Origin of the sequence: Ruegeria arenilitoris (genome assembly GCF_013030985.1) — a bacterium.
GTDB classification, from domain to species: domain Bacteria; phylum Pseudomonadota; class Alphaproteobacteria; order Rhodobacterales; family Rhodobacteraceae; genus Ruegeria; species Ruegeria arenilitoris_B.
Window position 1 is genome coordinate 38158 of sequence record NZ_WPYP01000014.1, and the last position, 16896, is coordinate 55053.

General features: G+C 58.2%; 17 protein-coding genes. 13 read left to right on the forward strand and 4 right to left on the reverse strand.

Going from position 1 to position 16896, the window contains the following annotated elements; all coding sequences use genetic code 11:
• Positions 1-3: 3 nt before the first annotated feature.
• The 3 genes from GOX88_RS21330 to GOX88_RS21340 form a co-directional block, all read right to left on the reverse strand.
• On the reverse strand, positions 4-1536 hold the full coding sequence (locus GOX88_RS21330) for a tripartite tricarboxylate transporter permease (protein ID WP_170406798.1): 1533 nt from the start codon (positions 1534-1536) through the stop codon (positions 4-6).
• 8 nt (positions 1537-1544) lie between these two features.
• On the reverse strand, positions 1545-2081 hold the full coding sequence (locus tag GOX88_RS21335; RefSeq protein WP_170406800.1) for a tripartite tricarboxylate transporter TctB family protein: 537 nt from the start codon (positions 2079-2081) through the stop codon (positions 1545-1547).
• 62 nt (positions 2082-2143) lie between these two features.
• Complete coding sequence (locus tag GOX88_RS21340) at positions 2144-3073, reverse strand: tripartite tricarboxylate transporter substrate binding protein (protein WP_170406803.1); 930 nt, start codon at positions 3071-3073, stop codon at positions 2144-2146.
• A 108-nt stretch (positions 3074-3181) separates the two neighbouring features.
• On the opposite strand from GOX88_RS21340, the gene GOX88_RS21345 reads away from it, so the two are divergent.
• Both GOX88_RS21345 and GOX88_RS21350 read left to right on the forward strand, forming a co-directional pair.
• Positions 3182-3961, forward strand: a complete 780-nt coding sequence (locus GOX88_RS21345; RefSeq protein WP_170406806.1) for an IclR family transcriptional regulator — start codon at positions 3182-3184, stop codon at positions 3959-3961.
• 32 nt (positions 3962-3993) lie between these two features.
• Positions 3994-5346 (forward strand): aminotransferase class III-fold pyridoxal phosphate-dependent enzyme, encoded by a 1353-nt coding sequence (locus GOX88_RS21350; RefSeq protein ID WP_170406808.1) that lies wholly within the window; start codon positions 3994-3996, stop codon positions 5344-5346.
• A 36-nt stretch (positions 5347-5382) separates the two neighbouring features.
• On the opposite strand, the gene hpaR is transcribed toward GOX88_RS21350, so the two are convergent.
• Positions 5383-5823, reverse strand: a complete 441-nt coding sequence (hpaR, locus tag GOX88_RS21355; protein WP_170406811.1) for a homoprotocatechuate degradation operon regulator HpaR — start codon at positions 5821-5823, stop codon at positions 5383-5385.
• Positions 5824-5928: 105 nt separating this feature from the next.
• Here hpaR and GOX88_RS21360 point away from each other — a divergent pair, with 105 nt between their 5' ends.
• The 11 genes from GOX88_RS21360 to GOX88_RS21410 all read left to right on the forward strand — a co-directional run bounded on the left by GOX88_RS21360 (position 5929) and on the right by GOX88_RS21410 (position 16884).
• Positions 5929-6327: a 5-carboxymethyl-2-hydroxymuconate Delta-isomerase gene (locus GOX88_RS21360; RefSeq protein ID WP_170406814.1), complete on the forward strand. Its 399-nt coding sequence runs from the start codon at positions 5929-5931 to the stop codon at positions 6325-6327.
• 3 nt (positions 6328-6330) lie between these two features.
• Entirely contained in the window at positions 6331-7842 is a 1512-nt protein-coding gene (gene hpaE / locus GOX88_RS21365) for a 5-carboxymethyl-2-hydroxymuconate semialdehyde dehydrogenase (protein WP_170406816.1), read from the forward strand.
• A 57-nt stretch (positions 7843-7899) separates the two neighbouring features.
• A complete protein-coding gene (gene hpaD, locus GOX88_RS21370) occupies positions 7900-8754 on the forward strand; it encodes a 3,4-dihydroxyphenylacetate 2,3-dioxygenase (RefSeq protein WP_170406819.1) in 855 nt (284 codons plus the stop codon).
• 43 nt (positions 8755-8797) lie between these two features.
• On the forward strand, positions 8798-9640 hold the full coding sequence (hpaD, locus tag GOX88_RS21375; protein ID WP_170406822.1) for a 3,4-dihydroxyphenylacetate 2,3-dioxygenase: 843 nt from the start codon (positions 8798-8800) through the stop codon (positions 9638-9640).
• 24 nt (positions 9641-9664) lie between these two features.
• Positions 9665-11146, forward strand: a complete 1482-nt coding sequence (locus GOX88_RS21380) for an NAD-dependent succinate-semialdehyde dehydrogenase (protein ID WP_217354282.1) — start codon at positions 9665-9667, stop codon at positions 11144-11146.
• A complete protein-coding gene (locus GOX88_RS21385; protein WP_170406825.1) occupies positions 11146-12000 on the forward strand; it encodes a fumarylacetoacetate hydrolase family protein in 855 nt (284 codons plus the stop codon). The genes GOX88_RS21380 and GOX88_RS21385 overlap by 1 nt, the downstream gene beginning before the upstream one ends.
• A complete protein-coding gene (gene hpaH, locus GOX88_RS21390; protein WP_170406828.1) occupies positions 11997-12797 on the forward strand; it encodes a 2-oxo-hept-4-ene-1,7-dioate hydratase in 801 nt (266 codons plus the stop codon). Before GOX88_RS21385 ends, hpaH begins: the two co-directional genes overlap by 4 nt.
• A 14-nt stretch (positions 12798-12811) precedes the next feature.
• Positions 12812-13867 carry an aldolase/citrate lyase family protein gene (locus tag GOX88_RS21395; protein ID WP_170406830.1) on the forward strand — a complete coding sequence of 352 codons (1056 nt, stop codon included), beginning with the start codon at positions 12812-12814 and terminating at the stop codon, positions 13865-13867.
• A gap of 13 nt (positions 13868-13880) precedes the next feature.
• Positions 13881-14618: a metallophosphoesterase family protein gene (locus GOX88_RS21400; protein ID WP_170406833.1), complete on the forward strand. Its 738-nt coding sequence runs from the start codon at positions 13881-13883 to the stop codon at positions 14616-14618.
• Between the two features lie 388 nt (positions 14619-15006).
• Entirely contained in the window at positions 15007-15465 is a 459-nt protein-coding gene (locus GOX88_RS21405) for a phage regulatory CII family protein (protein ID WP_170406700.1), read from the forward strand.
• 78 nt (positions 15466-15543) lie between these two features.
• Positions 15544-16884: a type IV secretory system conjugative DNA transfer family protein gene (locus GOX88_RS21410; protein ID WP_170406836.1), complete on the forward strand. Its 1341-nt coding sequence runs from the start codon at positions 15544-15546 to the stop codon at positions 16882-16884.
• Positions 16885-16896: the final 12 nt, after the last annotated feature.

The window sequence follows — 16896 nt, forward strand, 5'->3', positions numbered from 1 at the left end:
GGGTTACCCTTGCTGATTGGGGTGATCGGAATCGACCGGTAGCGCGGTCGGCTCGGGTTTCAGCTTGTTGCGGAATTCAAAGTACAGCGTGCGGAGATGAAGCAGCAGGATCAATACGATCAGCGCTGTCAGGATCGCGGCAATCGGGCGGTCGACGAAATCGAGCGGTGATTTGACCCGAGCCATGGCGCTGCGCAGTTTGACCTCCATGATGCCGCCCAGAACCATGCCCAGGATGATCGGAACAATCGGCAGGTCCAGCCGTTTGAGGATCAGACCGAACACACCAAATCCGGCGGCAATGGCGCAGTCGGTGATTGAGTTGCGCAAGCTATAGACGCCGACAAAGGCCAGGATCAGGATCATGATGCCCAGGAACCGGGTCGGGATCTGGATGATCTTCAGCAGCAGGTTGGTCGAGAACAGCAGGAACACCAGAACGATGACGTTCAGCAGGATCAGCGCCATATAGAGCGCCATCACAAAGTCCATCTGGTTTTCGAACAGCTGCGGTCCGGGGATGACGTTGTGCACGTAGAACACCGACAGCATCATCGCGGTCAGCGCCTCGCCCGGGATACCCAACGCCAGCAGCGGGATCATGGCCGCGCCGGGTACGGCGTTGTTGGCGGCCTCGGACGCCACCAGCCCCTCGGGTGAACCATCCCCGAATTTGTCGGGGTCTTTCGACGTCTTTTGCGCATAGGTGTAGGACAGGAATTGCGAGGTAAACTCACCCGTGCCCGGCACCATGCCCATGAACACGCCGATACTCGAGGACACGGTGGCAACACGTTTGATGCCCAGCAGTTCCTTGAGACCGGCAAAGATGTTGCCGCTGACATGCGCTTCACCCGGGGCGTGGTTCTTTTCCAGCAACAACAGCAGCGCCTGACTGATCGCAAACAGGCCCAGTACGACCACGATCAGGTCAACGCCAGAGGCCAGCCAGCTTTGGTCAAAAGTAAAGCGGCGGGTGTATTTGACCGGCTCAAGCCCGACGGTGTTAAGGAAGATACCGAAGGCCGCCAGCATACCGGCCGCAAAAATCTGTCCGCGGTGGGCGAGGATCACCAGAATGATCCCAAGAAGGGCGGCCAGGAATATCTCGCGGCTGCCGAAATGCGGTGCGATCAACGCCAGAACCGGAGACAGGATCATCAGGCAGATGATGGCGAAAACGCCGCCAAAGAAGGATGCGGAGTAGGCCAGTGACAGCGCGCGGTGCCCTTGTCCGCGTTTGGTCATCGGATAGCCGTCATAGGTGGTCAGCGCGTTCACCGCTGTGCCCGGCGTGTTGATCAGAATGGCCGGAATGGCGCCGCCATACATGGACGAGCCATAAATACCCAACAGCAGCGTCAGGCCGACAATGGGCTCAAATGCAAATGTAGCGGGCAACAGGATGGCAATCGCCACAGCCGCGCCGACTCCGGGCAGCGCGCCGATGATGACCCCACCGATCGAGCCGATCAGAAGGGCAACAATCACCTGCCATTGCGTCAGAATAGAAAGCCCGGACAGAAACGTTTCCATGGCGAACCTCAGAGATAAGTCAGCGCAAAGGCGCGTACGGATTCCGGCAGGTATTCATAGACGGCGCCTGCCGGAATTTTGACCTGTAGAAAGGCGCGGAAGATGACCGTCACCGCGACACCGAACGCCGCCGCAAGGCCAAGGGCCCCGGCGCTCCGGAACCCGGTGCGGATTGCAAGAAAAACCGCGAATAGAACGGTCGATGGCAGGTATCCCAAAAGCGGGACAATCGCGACATAGACCAGAAAATAGGCGACGTATTCAAAGGACCGCAGCCAAAACGCCACTTCGGGCCAGCGCCCTGGAATACGGTCTGAAATGGCCGAGCTGAGCCAGTGCAAAAAGGCAAAGATTGCCATTGCCCAAAGCGAGACCATTGGCCAGAAGCCGGGTTGTGCAAACCACTTGGTTCGCTTGACGACCTGGGTCTGCTCACCCAATTGAGTCAGTAGGAAAACAGCAAAAACCAGAAAGGCCAAAGCAAAAACAACATCGCCGGGGCGGCGGTACCGTTTGAACATGTCTTGCAGCGTTTTGGCTATCATGGTCCCCTCCCTGACCGCTGAAAAGGTCGCGCGGGAAACGCCCGCGCGACCCTATGGTTCGATTATTCGCCCACAATGGCCTGGATGGCGCCGATCGTTTCGCTATCGCTTGCGATCTGGGCGTTTGATGCGTCGGCATCCAGCCAATAGATCAGAACACCGGTCTCACCGATCAGGTTTTGCGCCTTTTCGGTCTGCAGCGCCTTCTGTGCAGCGGCGGCGATTTTTTCACGCGCTTCCGCCGGAGTGTCCTTGTGTACAAACAGACCGTTCCAAAGCGCCACATTCAGATCGGGGTGCAGTTCGCTGACCGTTGGCGTGTCCGGTGTCAGGCTAATGCGCTCGTTGCCAATGCTTGCCAGAACGTTGACATCGTCCAGGCAGGGCAGGATCAGCTGCAACGTGGTGTTGATCACATCGACATCGCCGGAGGCCAGCGTGTTGCAGTCCAGGGCATCAAATGCAGCCTCGCTTGCAAAATCAAAGCCCGAGCTGATCGCGGCGGCAAAGGTCACCTGGGTGGGCGGCAGGAACGAGCCGAAGTGACCCAGCGCCACGTCGTTTTCCTTGCCATAGGCGACCAGTTCTTCCCAGTTGGTGAATGCCGCGTCTTTGCCTGATGCGATCACGAACGGATAGGTCATGAAAATGCCGATCGGCTCGAACGGGTTGGGGGACAGTTCAGGAATGCCGATCTGGGGGCCGCCGATGGGAACGTCCGTCACGAAGGACCCGATGGTATAGCCATCCGCCGGAGCGGTTGCCACTTCGACAGCGCCGGGGAACGGGCCGCCGCCACCGCCGGGTTTGTTCACGACCGCAGCGGGAACGCCATACATCGCCTGAAATTCGTCCGCGATGATCCGTGTCAGAACGTCTTCCAGATCGCCCGGGGGCCACGGAACGACAAAAGAGACCGGCTTCTCTGGATACTCGGCCAGTGCGGCTGTTGCAGAAGCAACAAACGCTGCGGCTGTTAGAACTTTCTTCATTGACACCTCCCGTTAGTGGTTCATTATTTGATCCGCGTTAACAATAATAATGTTGCTTTGTTAAGCTTGTTCTGTCAAGTATTACCTTAACGGGAGGATGTGAATCATATGGGTACTGCCCTGAACGCCCTGAAAATGCTCAACTACTTTTCAAACGCTCGGCCGGAGATTGGGCTGAGTCAGTTTGCGCGGTTGTCCGGATTGAACAAAGCCACCGCGCTGCGCCACCTTCGGGCGCTTGAAGAGTACGGGCTGATCGAACAGAACCCCATGACCAAGTCCTACGCGGTTGGGCCCGCCGCGCTGCGTCTGGCGGCATTGCGCCAGATCGCCCGTCCCGGGATCGAGAGTGCCCGCCAGCGAATGCAGGTCGCGATGCAGGACGTTGGCGAAAGCCTGCATCTTTCGCTGCTTGAAAAGGATTCGCTTCAAACCGCGCTTGTGGTCGAAACGAACCGCCACAGCGTACGGGTGAGCCTCGACCCCAGCGAGATTCTTCCGATCAATGCGACCGCATCAGGTCTTTGTATGCTTGGCTTTGGGCCATCCTTCTTGCTGGAGCGTCTCGGGCAGGAAGAACAAGTGCGATACACGGACACCACGCTGACCGACCCGGCCAAGATCAAAGAGCGGGTCGCGATAATCAGCCAAGCCGGTTGGGCGAACAGCAGCGGAAGCTATGAAAATGGCGTCTATGGCTATGCGGCCCCCATATTCGGCATTGATCAGGTGGCGCTGGGAACCATTGCGATTGCCGTTCCCGAAGGCCGTGCCGGCGACGAACGGCTGCCCGAAATCCTGACCACCCTGCATGCCCTCTCGACTGACCTGACCGCAAGCTTTGGCGGTCAACTTCCCGATACATTTCCAACCGAATTCCACCCTTGAACGGGTGGACACAAACCCCGGAGACCCGAGACATGAAAGACTCGAACTTTCTGAAAGAAAACAACGCTCGTTATTTCTGGCACCCGATGGCGCACCCCGCTGACAGTCAGAAGAACCCGCCGACCATTCTGAACGGCGGTGAGGGTGTCAGCATTATCGATGTCGATGGTCACAAGGCGCTGGATGCGGTCGGGGGGCTTTGGAACGTCAATCTGGGCTATTCCTGCGAGCCGGTAAAGCAGGCCATCGCCGATCAGCTGAACGCGCTGCCTTATTATTCGACCTTCCGCGGCACCAGCAACGACAAGGTGATTGAGCTGTCGTATGAACTGGCGCAGTTCTTTGAGCCCGATGGCTTGACCCGAGCGTTCTTTACCTCGGGCGGCTCGGATTCGGTTGAAATCGCACTGAAACTGGCGCGGCAATACCACAAGGTCCGTGGTGAGGCCGGGCGCACCAAATTCATCAGCCTGAAGCAGGGCTATCACGGCACCCATTTCGCCGCCGCCTCGGTCAACGGCAATCAGAAGTTCCGCGTGGCTTACGAGCCGATGATGCCGGGCTGTTTCCATGTGCCCGCCCCGTGGACCTATCGCAACCCGTTTGACGAGACCGATCCGGAACGTCTGGCGCAGCTCTGCGTCAAGGCGCTTGAGGCCGAGATCGCGTTTCAGGGGGCAAACTCCGTCGCTGCCTTCATCATGGAGCCGGTTCTGGGGGCAGGGGGCGTTATCCCTCCGCATAAAAGCTTCATGCCGATGGTGCGCGAGGTCTGCTCGAAACACGGCATTCTTCTGATCTCGGACGAGATCATCACCGCCTTTGGTCGTACCGGCAGCGAAAGCGGCGCGCGGCATTGGGGGGTGCAGCCCGACATCATGACCACGGCCAAGGCCATCACCAACGGCTATTTCCCGTTTGGCGCGGCGATGATCTCAGGTGGCGTCGCCGAGGTGTTCGAAAGTGACACCACGGGCAAGGCGTCGGTGGATCAGGGCTATACCTATTCCGGCCACCCGGTTGGTGCCGCAGCGGCCTTGGCCGCGCTGTCCGAGATCAAGCGCCTGCGCGTTTGGGAAAACGCCGCCGCGCGCGGGGAGGAACTGTTTGCCGGATTGCAAAAGCTGGCCGAGAAATACGATGTCATCGGAGATGTGCGCGGAGGCGAGGGCCTGATGTGCGCGCTGGAACTGGTCTCGGATCGCGCGACCAAGGCGCCTGTCGCCAAACACCTGCCACTGCAGGTTCAGAAAGCGGCTTACGAAGACGGCGTGATGGTGCGTGTGTCCGGCAACAACATCATCCTGTCACCGCCGCTGATCATCACCTCCGCGGACGTGGCCAAGATCCTGTCGGCGCTGGATACCGGTCTGGCGACTCTTTAACCACCACTCACCTGACCTCGCCTGCCACGGGCGGGGTCAGACTTTAACCGCCTGTAGTTCTTCAAGTAGGTCCAGCAGTTGATCCAGCTTCTCGCGGCCCATCTGTGCCTCGATATTGCTGGAAATCGCCAACGACGTGGCAAGGTTGTCTTTCAGAACCGCGCGGCCCGCATCGGTGATCCTAACCATGGTGCGGCGCTTGTCTTCGTTGTCCTGGCGACGGGTGATCTGGCCCTCAGCCTCCATCGTGCGCAGAATACGGGTGAGGCTGGGCAGCAGCAAGCAGGCCTCGTGGGCGATAGCGCTTTGTTCAACCTCGCCCAGCTCGTCCAGAACCCTCAGGATGCGCCACTTTTGTTCGGTCAGTTGAATGTCGTGAAGCATATCCCGGATCGGTGCCATGACGGTTTCCCGTGCGCGCAACAGTGCAATCGGAAGGGATCGGGACGTTCTTTTTGTGTGGCTTTGAGTGGTCATGCGGCCTTCTAAAGCGCCGTTTCCGAAATTGCAAAGATTAACAAGGCAAGTTCTTGACAGCGTGATTGTAAAATAGTAAACATGTTAAGCAATAAGGGAGAGCGCATGCCACATTTTCACGTCGAATATTCCGGGAACCTGGAGGACAAGGTCGACATGGGTGGCCTGTGCGAGTGCATCCGGGCCACGGCTGCCGAGATCGATACCTTTCCGATGCCGGGCATTCGCGTCCGCGCCGTTCGGGTTGATCATTATGCCATTGCAGACGGCAATCCGGCGCATGGCTTCATCGATATCTCGATCCGTCTGCGCGCCGGTCGATCCGACGACGTCAAACAGGACGCCACGCAGCGCATTTTCGAAGCGGTCAGGGCGTATCTGGCCCCCGTCTTCCGACACCATTCCATCGCGCTCTCGCTTGAGATGCGCGACATCGACCCCAAGCTTTCGCCCAAGACCGGTACGATCCGCGAACACCTTGGCGCGACCACTCAGGAGACCTGAACCATGAGCGCACTGGACACAAATATCGAAAAACTCGCGGGCTTTTTAGCGCGGTTCAAAGAGACGGGCATCAGGAACCGCATCGCGGGTGAAGACGTTGCCGGGGCCGCAGGGGTGTTTCAATCCACCTCACCGGTCGACAAGTCCGTGATCTGCGATGTTGCTCACGGCACCGCCGAGGACATCGATGCCGCCGCGAAAGCAGCCCATGCGGCCTTTGCCGAATGGCGCGACATGCCCGCCACCGAGCGCCGCCGCATTCTGCTGAACGTGGCTGACGCCATTGAGGCCCGCGCCGAGGAAATAGCGCTGTGCGAATGCTGGGACACGGGCCAGACCCTGCGCTTTATGTCCAAAGCGGCCTTGCGTGGTGCTGAGAATTTTCGTTACTTCGCAGATCAAGTGGTGCAGGCGCGCGACGGTCAGCATCTGAAATCGCCGACCCTGATGAATGTCACCACCCGCGTGCCGATTGGTCCGGTGGGCGTGATCACCCCGTGGAACACGCCATTCATGCTGTCGACCTGGAAAATCGCGCCCGCTCTGGCCGCTGGTTGCACCGTGGTTCACAAACCCGCCGAGGATTCGCCCCTGTCGGCCCGTCTGTTGGTCGAAATCGCCGAAGAGGCCGGTTTGCCCAAGGGTGTGCTGAACACCGTGAACGGCTTTGGCCCCGACGCGGGTAAGGCGCTGACCGAGCACCCTCTGATCAAGGCCATCGCCTTTGTCGGTGAAAGCCGCACCGGCAGCATCATCACCAAGCAAGGTGCCGACACGCTGAAGCGGATGCATCTGGAACTGGGCGGTAAGAACCCCGTCATCGTGTTTGACGATGCTGATCTGGATCGGGCGCTGGATGCGGTGATCTTCATGATCTACTCGATCAACGGCGAGCGCTGCACCTCGTCCTCGCGCCTGCTGGTGCAGGACAGCATCAAGGATGAATTCGAAGCCAAGCTGATCGAGCGCGTCAACAACATCAAGGTTGGCCACCCGCTGGACCCGGCGACCGAAATCGGCCCGCTGGTGACGGAAGAGCACTATAACAAGGTCACCAGCTATTTCGACATCGCCAAAGAGGATGGCGCGACCGTCGCGGCGGGCGGCGTGAAGCTGGGCGACGAAGGCTACTTTATACGCCCGACCCTGTTCACCAACGCCAACAACCAGATGCGTATCGCGCGCGAAGAAATCTTTGGTCCTGTCCTGACCTCGATCCCGTTTTCGTCCGAGGAAGAGGCGCTGCAGATGGCCAATGACACGCCTTACGGTCTGACCGGATATGTCTGGACCAACGACCTGACCCGGGCGCTGCGCTTTACCGACAAGCTTGAGGCCGGAATGATCTGGGTGAATTCGGAAAACGTGCGCCACCTGCCCACGCCCTTTGGCGGGGTCAAGGCATCCGGTATCGGGCGCGACGGCGGCGACTGGTCGTTCGAGTTCTACATGGAGCAAAAGCACATCGGCTTTGCCACCGGTCAGCACAAGATCATGCAACTGGGCAAGCTTTAACGGCCTGCCTCCACAGAAACTGGAAACGCGCTCACCTCAACCTGATAGGAGGAGAATATGGGAGAAATCGTTCTCGCGGCCAAGATGACCCATGTGCCGACCATGCTGATGTCGGAACAGGAAGGCCCGGTCAAAGGCGCGCGTCAAGCGGCGATCGACGGGCATCGGGAAATCGCACGGCGTGCAAAGGAGTTGGGTGCCGATACAGTGGTGATCTGCGATACGCATTGGGTTGTGAACGCAGGTTTCCACATCAATTCGAACAAGCACTTCGAGGGCCTGTTCACCTCGAATGAATTCCCGCAATTCATCAAGGATCTGCCATACGCATATGATGGCGATCCGGCGCTTGGCGATGCCATTGCCGACATCGCCACGAAAAAGGGCGTGCATACGCTCAGCCATCAGGTGGACAGCCTGGAGCTGGAATACGGCACCCTTGTTCCGATGCGCTTCATGAGCCGCGAGGCGGATTTCAAGGTGGTCTCGATTGCCGCCTGGTGCACCGTTCATAGCCATGAGGAAAGCCGCCTTGTCGGCGAAGCCATCCGCGAGGCCGTGGAGGCCAGCGACAGCAAGGTCCTGTTGGTCGCCTCTGGGTCGTTGAGCCACAAGATCTGGCCGAACAAGGATTACGCAGCAAACAATGGTACATTCACCATCAGTTCGGAATTCAATCGCCAGGTGGATCTGCATGTTCTGGACATGTGGCAGGCCGGAGATCACGCCACGTTCCTGAAAATGCTGGGAGAGTATGCGAATTTCTGCTGTGGCGAAGGCTCGATGCATGACACTGCCATGCTCTACGGTGCGCTGGGATGGGACGCGTATGATGCGAAATGCGAGGTTGTTACCGAGTATTTCCCGTCTTCTGGCACCGGACAGACAAACGTGATCTTCCCGGTGACCTGATCGGGCTGACAGGCGCGCAACGCATATTGGAGAGGAGACGATCATGGGAAAAATTGTACAGGCCGCGAAGATTACGCATGTGCCAAGTATCTGGATGTCCCACACGATGCCGAAATACAAAGGCATCCGCCAGCCTGCCATTGATGGCTATGCGCGCCTGCGTCAGGATGCGATTGACCGCAAGGTCGACACATTTGTCGTTTTCGACACCCACTGGATCACCAATCAGGGCTTTCACCTGAACACGAAAGAGCACCACAAGGGCCGGTTCATTAGCCACGAGCTTCCGCATATGCTGGCGGATATGGAGTTCGACTATCGCGGCGATCACGAGCTTGGGGAAACCATCCTTGACGTTCTGCGCGAGCGTGGCGAACGGGCGCTGGGACATTCGCATCCGGATATGGGGATGGAATATGGCACCCTGCTGCCGATGTATTTCATCAATAAAGGCGTAAACGCACGGGTTCTGCCTGTGGCCGTCAACCAGTTCTCGTCGATAGCCGAAAACCGGGTTTGGGGTGAGGCCATTGCCGAAGGCATCCGACGGTCTGACCGGAACGTCTCGATCCTGGCCTCGGGGTCGCTGAGCCATGATTTCACGCCCAACGAACGCTCGGTCGATGGCCTGAATTCGGTGAATGGAGAGTTCAACCGACAGATGGACATGCGCGTGCTGGATCTGTGGGAACAGGGCCGTTTTGAAGAGTTCCTGGAACTCCTGCCCGACTACGCCAAGAAATGCGCGGGCGAATGCGCCATGAACGATACCGCCTTGCTGTTCGGCGCCCTTGGATGGGGCAGCTACAAGGGCAAGATCGACATCTACACCCCGTATTTCGGAAGTTCCGGAACGGGTCAGGCCAATATCAGTTTCTCGGTTTAAGGCCGGAATCACAGGGAAATTCGAATGACTGAACTGCGTCTCAACGATCCCAGCCTGCTTGCCGAAATGGCGCGGGTCGGGTCCAGATGGGTGGATGCCACCGAGGCTGAAAGCGCGATTGATGTAACCAACCCAGCCACGGGTGAATTGATCGGCCGGGTGCCCAATCTGGGTGCTGCAGAAACGGCCGAGGCAATTGCTGATGCACAGCGCGCCCAGAAAGACTGGGCCAAACGCACCGCGAAAGAGCGCAGCCAAGTCTTGCGTCGCTGGTACGATCTGATGATGGAAAACCAGGATGATCTGGGCGCCATCCTGACCGCCGAACAGGGTAAGCCGCTGGCTGAGGCCAAGGGTGAAATCGCCTATGGCGCCAGTTTCATCGAATGGTTCGCCGAAGAGGCGCGCCGTGCTTACGGTGATATCACACCCGGTCATGCGCCGGATAAGCGGATCATTACGGTCAAACAGCCCATCGGTGTTGTGGCCGCGATTACGCCTTGGAATTTTCCCAATGCCATGATCACCCGCAAGGCCGGTCCGGCCTTTGCTGCGGGCTGTTCGATGGTGATGAAACCCGCAAGCCAAACTCCATTCTCGGCCATTGCGCTGGCTGTATTGGCCGAGCGCGCTGGGCTGCCTGCGGGTCTGTTCTCGGTCATCACCGGTTCAGCGCGCGCAATTGGCGGCGAGATGACGTCGAGCCCAATCGTGCAGAAACTGACTTTCACCGGATCGACCGAGATCGGCGCGATGCTTTATGCGCAATGTGCCCCGACGATCAAGAAACTGGGGTTGGAGCTGGGCGGCAACGCGCCGTTCATTGTGTTCGACGATGCCGACCTGGATGCCGCCGTCGAGGGCGCGGTGATCGCTAAGTTTCGCAACAACGGCCAGACCTGCGTTTGTGCAAACCGCATCTACGTGCAGGCGGGGGTCTATGATGCCTTCGCTGAAAAGCTGGCCGCAAAGGTTGCGACCTTGCCAACCGGCAACGGGTTCGACGAGGGCATCATCTTTGGCCCGTTGATCGATCAGGCCGCCGTGAACAAGGTGGTTGAACATGTCGAAGACGCGACTTCGAAAGGGGCGGAGGTGGTGCTGGGCGGCAAGACCCACGCGCTTGGTGGCAGCTTCTTTGAACCCACTATCCTGACCGGCGTGACCTCGGACATGGCGGTGGCGACCGAGGAAACCTTTGGCCCCGTCGCGCCCTTGTTCAAGTTCGATACCGAGCACGAAGTCGTAGTTGCCGCCAATGATACCGAGTTCGGGCTTGCCTCGTATTTCTATTCCCGGGACCTGGCCCGTGTCTGGCGTGTGTCCGAGGGTCTGGAATACGGAATGGTTGGCGTCAACACTGGCCTGATTTCGACCGCCGAAGCCCCGTTCGGTGGCGTCAAAATGTCGGGTCTGGGGCGCGAAGGGTCCCGCCATGGGCTCGATGACTTCATGGAACTCAAATACATCTGCATGGGCGGCATCGAACCCGCCGAGGAGGCCTGATGCGCTTTGCAACATACTCTGCCAATGGCGAAACCTTTTTTGGCGCAGCCACAGATGCCGGCGCCATCGCGCTGAATAGCGAGTTTCCCTATTACGCCACCCTCTACGAGGTGATCGCGGCCGGGGCGTTTGACGAACTGGTCAAAGCCGCAGAGGGCAAAGCGGTGACCCATGCCGACTTTACCTATGAGATGGTGATGCCGGATGCGCGTCGCATCCTGTGTGTCGGGGTGAATTTTCCGGATCGCAATGCGGAATACAAGGATGGCAGCGCGCAGCCGAAATACATGTCGCTGTTCCCGCGCTTTGCCAGCGGCTTCACCGGCCATGACTGCCCGCTGATCCGTCCACCGGAAAACCACACGCTGGATTACGAAGGTGAGGTTGCCATCGTGATCGGCAAGACCGGACGCCGGATTTCGCAAGAGAACGCCTATGACCATATCGCGGCCCTGACCCTGTGCAACGAAGGCACGATCCGCGACTGGGTGCGCCACGCCAAGTTCAACGTGACCCAGGGCAAGAACTGGGACAACTCGGGTGCCATCGGCCCATGGCTGGTGCCCTTCACTGATGCGGCGCAACTGGATGATGCGCGTATTCAGACCCATGTGAATGGTGAGTTGCGCCAGGACGACACCCTGAACCGCATGATGTTCCCGGTCCGGCGCGAGATTGAATATATCTCGACCTTCATGACCCTGCAGCCGGGCGATATCATCGTCACCGGCACACCGACCGGGGCAGGGGCGCGGTTTGATCCTCCGAAATATCTGGCGCCGGGCGATGTGGTCGAGGTCTCGGTCGAAGGTATCGGTACGCTGCGCAACACCGTTGAGGACGAACGGCCATGACCCCCGAGGATCACACAAGTGCCGCCGCTGACCTGCTGCAGGCAGAGCGTACGCGCGAGCAGATCGGCCTGCTGACCCTGCGCCATCCCGAGATGGGGATGGACGACGCCTATGAGGTGCAAAACGCCATCTATCGCCAGAAACTGGCCGAAGGGCGCAAAGTGATCGGATGGAAGATCGGCCTGACTTCGAAGGCCATGCAATACGCGCTGAATATCGACATTCCCGACAGTGGCATCCTTTTCGATGATATGGCTTTTGAACACGGTGGAACCGTCCCCGCGGGCCGGTTTATCCAGCCGCGGATCGAAGCCGAGATCGCCTTTGTGATGAAATCCGCAGTCGGTGGCGAGAATGTCACCCGCGACGATATCATCGCCGCCACGAATTATGTCGCGCCTTCGATCGAAATCCTCGACACCCGTATTCAGCGGGTCGACCCCGACTCCGGCAAAGCGCGCACGGTGTTTGACACGATCAGCGACAACGCGGCCAATGCGGGCATCGTGCTGGGGGCGGAACGGCACGCCGTGGATGCCTTTGACCTACGCTGGGTCGGCGCGTTGACCTTCCGCAATGGCGAGATCGAGGAAACCGGTCTGGGTGCGGGCGTGTTGAACGATCCGGTCGAAAGCGTGGTCTGGCTGGCCCGCCGCATGGCGCAATACGGCCAAAGCATCGAACCCGGTCAGATCATCCTGTCCGGCAGCTTTATCCGCCCGGTCGAGTGCCCATCGGGAACAGAGATCCATGCCGATTTCGGGCCCTTTGGCTCGGTCGATATCAAATTCGCCTGAAAGGAACGTTGCACATGCCTGCGCCGAAGAACACGTTCAAAGCCGCTCTCAGGGCAGGGCAGCCCCAGATCGGTTGCTGGGTCGGAATGGCCAATGCTTATACGGCCGAGATCGCAGCAACCGCGCAGTTCGACTGGCTGCTGGTCGATGGTGAACACGCGCCGAACGATCTGCGCTCGATCCTTGAGCAGATGCAGGTGATCGAGGGATCGGGCAGCACCCCGGTCGCGCGTCTGCCGATTGGCGAGACCTGGATGATCAAGCAGTACCTGGACGCGGGCGTGCAGAACCTTCTGGTGCCCATGGTCGAAAGCGGGGATCAGGCACGTGAACTGGTGCGGGCGGTGCAATACCCGCCGCATGGCGTGCGGGGTGTGGGCTCGGCACTTGCGCGGGCCTCGCGTTTTGCGGCGATCCCGGACTACCTGAAAACTGCGGACGAACAGATTTGCCTGCTGGTACAGGTGGAAAACCAAAAGGGTCTGGCAGCGCTGGACGATATTCTGGCAACCGATGTGGATGGGGTGTTTATCGGCCCATCCGATCTGGCTGCCGATATGGGCCATATCGGCAATGCCGGTCACCCCGACGTGGTCGCGGCCGTGTTGGACGCGCTGACCCGCGTCGTGGCGGCGGGCAAGGCGGCGGGTATCCTGACCCTTGATCCGGCGATGCAACGCAAATGCCTGGATATCGGGGCCAGCTTTGTGGCCACCAATATCGACGTCACACTGTTTGCAACGGCGATGCGCAACGCTGCCAATGCCGGGCTGAGTTTGCTGCCGGATCTGACAGCCTTAGGTGTTGCGGAAACCGCTGCGGCCAGTAAGTACTTGCAGCAACTCTGCAAACACTGGTCGCACAAGGCTGAGGTTTTCTTTGATGAAACGAAGGGCAGCGTGGCCTTCCCGGATGGGGACAGCGTGACCCTCGAAGCGAATGACAACAGCCTGACGATAACTGCAGCAACCGGTCCGCGCGGGGACTTGGCGCGTTGGAAAGACGTGATCGAAGCCCATCTGGTGCGCTTTGCCTTTCGGGAAGAGTTCCGCATCGACTGGTCTGAGTAAGAGCGCCTGAAATATGCCGGAACCTATCTATGCCATCGGTGATATCCACGGTCAGTTGCACATGTTGGAAGACGCGCTGGCGCGCATCGAAAACGATGGCGGGTCCGATGCCCAAATTGTCTTTATCGGTGACTACACCGATCGCGGCGCCCATAGTCGCGAGGTTCTGGACCTTTTGGTGAAAGGACAGTCCGACGGCAAAAACTGGACCTTTCTGCGCGGCAACCACGACCAGATGTGCGCGATGTTCCTAGAGGACTATCCACGCAACGATGCACGCCTGTTGGTCGGATATCATTGGCTTCATCCCCGGATAGGAGGCGTTGAAACGCTGAAGTCCTATGGCGTTGAGGTGAACGAAGGGGATCGAACCTATCGGATCCACGCCAAGGCCAAAGCTGCTGTTCCGCAGGCCCATATCGATTTTCTGGCGGGTCTGTTGCCTTACCACCTACACGAAGACCTGCTGTTTGTTCATGCAGGGATACGGCCCGGCATTCCTTTGCATCGTCAGGATCCCGACGACCTGATCTGGATAAGAGAGGATTTCCTGAACTGCCCGGACCCTCACCCCTGGCTGGTTGTTCACGGTCATACTCACGTCGCTGCTCCTGAACATCACGGAAACCGTGTGAACATAGATACCGGGGCGGGATATGGTAAACCGCTTACAGCCGCAGTTTTTGAAGGCTCAGAATGTTGGGTATTGGAAGGCGACGGGCGAACTCCCCTGACCTGTGACAGGTCCTGAATGGGAAAGAGGAGGTTTTCCGCTTTCTCGCAGGGCCTCGCATAAAAGCCACGCACATGGACCGTTCTGCAACCAACTCTGACTGTATTGAGCGACACCCATAGCCTGATGGCCTTACCACAGATTATCTGATCCAATTGGGCCTTCCGACCATCCGCACCGATTACATTCAACATTGGGACGGGAAAGCCCCTTGGCCTTCGCAGACACGGTCGCTTAAATAAGCACAGGTGCCGGGAATAAAGCGACGGGTCCATGTAACTCGGAACTGGAAATTAGTTCGGAAATGGCGATTAGAAACTCTGACCAAAACAGCTACTTGTAAAGTCGTAGGTATTTCTGAAACTGAAGTGCAATACGCACAACTTGCTTAATGGGATAAAATTTTATGCGTGGATCTGATTTTGCGTCCTTGGTGCATCGGATTTTGACGACCGAACAAACGTACAGCGCAAAGGACGTGGCTGCCCGGATCGGGTTGGAATACGACGCCTTCTATGCTCGGTTGCGAAATCGAACAGTTTTTTCTGCCGATGAAATCAAGTTGCTGATCCAGGCGATGCCCGATGCGCGCTTGGCGGCTTACCTTTTGGATAAGACCCCATTTGTTGCCGCAGACCGGATCGAGACGTCTGTCGGTTTTGAAGAAGAGCATCTTTATCGTGCGACGAACAGGATTGTGCTGGAAGCCACAGAGGTTCTGCGAGCGATGCATCAGGCCCTAACCGATCATCGGATCGACCATCAAGAAGCGATCCAGATTCGGGCGGAAATAGAGCAGGCAGAGCGCGCACTTGTTTCACTGCGTGTCCATATTGGCAAAGTCACAAGTGAGCGCAGCATGTAAAATTCTGCCCCTTCGGATTGATTGCGAAACCCTGTGCGTTAACCCATGTCGAGTCTCCCAAAGAACAGGGAGCAGCACATGGACAAAAGTTTCGACTCGTCGCAGGCAATGAGCATTCCTCTTGGAGTTGCTGGCCCAGAGCAGGTCCAACCAGGCTTTGCAAGCGGCGCAGAAAAATCCATTGATGAAAAGATACAGGCGGGATCAGAGGGGCATCTGATTACCTTCGCACCTACAGGCTCAGGCAAAACGTGGACATTGGCTGTTCCGACGTTGCTGGAGTATCCCGGCTCTATCGTGACGTTTGACCCCAAAGGCGAATTGACGTGCGCGACCGCGGGCCAGCGACAGACCATGGGTCAGGAAATCGTGATACTGGACCCGTTCGGGATAACTGGGTTTGAGAGTGCCAGCTTGAACCCAATGCACTTGATGCTGGAAGCAGAACCCACATTGGAGAACGCCCAGTCCCTCGCCGCATCAATCGTCAACGAAACGACCAGTCCGGACCCGTTCTGGGACTTTAGTGCGCGACATTTAGTGGCTCAGTTACTTCTGTATATTGTTCACGAAAGTCCGAAAGCCCTGCGAGATCTGAACGAACTGAGTTATCTGCTGAATCAGAGCCTGAAAGACATGCATCTGACCATAAGGGACATGGCGCGATCGAAAGCAAGCGAAGTCGCCGGTGCTGCGCATTCACTGCCACTAGAGGCCGACCGCACAGTAGCTTGTATCCTGGCCGCAGCCCGGCGATTCACCGAGGTATTCAGAAGTGACGTGGTCAAAGGGGTGACCAGTAAAACGAGCTTTTCGTTGGATTTGCTGGAAGGTGACACCCCCGTCACAATCTACGTTGTTTTGCCACCTGCCTATCTGCGCAGCCATGGGGCGCTTGTACGGGTGTGGATGGAAACACTCATCGCGCGCCGTGTGAGCAAGGTTGCTGGTTCGGACCGCCCGATTTTGTTTCTGATCGATGAGGCGGCGCAGCTGGGGCAAATGGAGTTTTTGATGACGTCTGTCACCCTTTTGCGCAGCTACGGCGTGCGTTGTTGGACCTTCTGGCAGGACCCGCAACAGTTGCAGGCCTGCTATCCGACGGGATGGCAGACATTGTTCAACAACAGCCGCTATCACACAGTTTTTGGTCGGCAGAGCTTTCTGGCGGCTGAAAGTCTTGCGCCGCTTTATGGGCAGGTCGACCGGGGGATGATGCAGGATGGCTTTTTCACAGAACTGGGAGAGACCCCACGGGCATTTCGCCGTCCCACGGTTGGCGAAGTGCGAGAGCGCGTTGCCAAAGCACCGAAGTACCGGCCGCAGGAAGCGATGTTGAAAAAGACCCGGAATGTATCTGCTGGCGAAGAGCAAAGTGTGGCTCAGGCAAAGCCGCAGGACTATGAGATTCCGTTTTGAGGCCTTTCCTTA

Excerpts from the sequence above, each read along its gene's own strand:
- GOX88_RS21330 (WP_170406798.1), bottom strand. The coding sequence starts at position 1,536 with ATGGAAACGTTTCTGTCCGGGCTTTCTATTCTGACGCAATGGCAGGTG.
- GOX88_RS21335 (WP_170406800.1), bottom strand. The coding sequence starts at position 2,081 with ATGATAGCCAAAACGCTGCAAGACATGTTCAAACGGTACCGCCGCCCC.
- GOX88_RS21340 (WP_170406803.1), bottom strand. The coding sequence starts at position 3,073 with ATGAAGAAAGTTCTAACAGCCGCAGCGTTTGTTGCTTCTGCAACAGCC.
- GOX88_RS21345 (WP_170406806.1), top strand. The coding sequence starts at position 3,182 with ATGGGTACTGCCCTGAACGCCCTGAAAATGCTCAACTACTTTTCAAAC.
- GOX88_RS21350 (WP_170406808.1), top strand. The coding sequence starts at position 3,994 with ATGAAAGACTCGAACTTTCTGAAAGAAAACAACGCTCGTTATTTCTGG.
- hpaR (WP_170406811.1), bottom strand. The coding sequence starts at position 5,823 with ATGACCACTCAAAGCCACACAAAAAGAACGTCCCGATCCCTTCCGATT.
- GOX88_RS21360 (WP_170406814.1), top strand. The coding sequence starts at position 5,929 with ATGCCACATTTTCACGTCGAATATTCCGGGAACCTGGAGGACAAGGTC.
- hpaE (WP_170406816.1), top strand. The coding sequence starts at position 6,331 with ATGAGCGCACTGGACACAAATATCGAAAAACTCGCGGGCTTTTTAGCG.
- hpaD (WP_170406819.1), top strand. The coding sequence starts at position 7,900 with ATGGGAGAAATCGTTCTCGCGGCCAAGATGACCCATGTGCCGACCATG.
- hpaD (WP_170406822.1), top strand. The coding sequence starts at position 8,798 with ATGGGAAAAATTGTACAGGCCGCGAAGATTACGCATGTGCCAAGTATC.
- GOX88_RS21380 (WP_217354282.1), top strand. The coding sequence starts at position 9,665 with ATGACTGAACTGCGTCTCAACGATCCCAGCCTGCTTGCCGAAATGGCG.
- GOX88_RS21385 (WP_170406825.1), top strand. The coding sequence starts at position 11,146 with ATGCGCTTTGCAACATACTCTGCCAATGGCGAAACCTTTTTTGGCGCA.
- hpaH (WP_170406828.1), top strand. The coding sequence starts at position 11,997 with ATGACCCCCGAGGATCACACAAGTGCCGCCGCTGACCTGCTGCAGGCA.
- GOX88_RS21395 (WP_170406830.1), top strand. The coding sequence starts at position 12,812 with ATGCCTGCGCCGAAGAACACGTTCAAAGCCGCTCTCAGGGCAGGGCAG.
- GOX88_RS21400 (WP_170406833.1), top strand. The coding sequence starts at position 13,881 with ATGCCGGAACCTATCTATGCCATCGGTGATATCCACGGTCAGTTGCAC.
- GOX88_RS21405 (WP_170406700.1), top strand. The coding sequence starts at position 15,007 with ATGCGTGGATCTGATTTTGCGTCCTTGGTGCATCGGATTTTGACGACC.
- GOX88_RS21410 (WP_170406836.1), top strand. The coding sequence starts at position 15,544 with ATGGACAAAAGTTTCGACTCGTCGCAGGCAATGAGCATTCCTCTTGGA.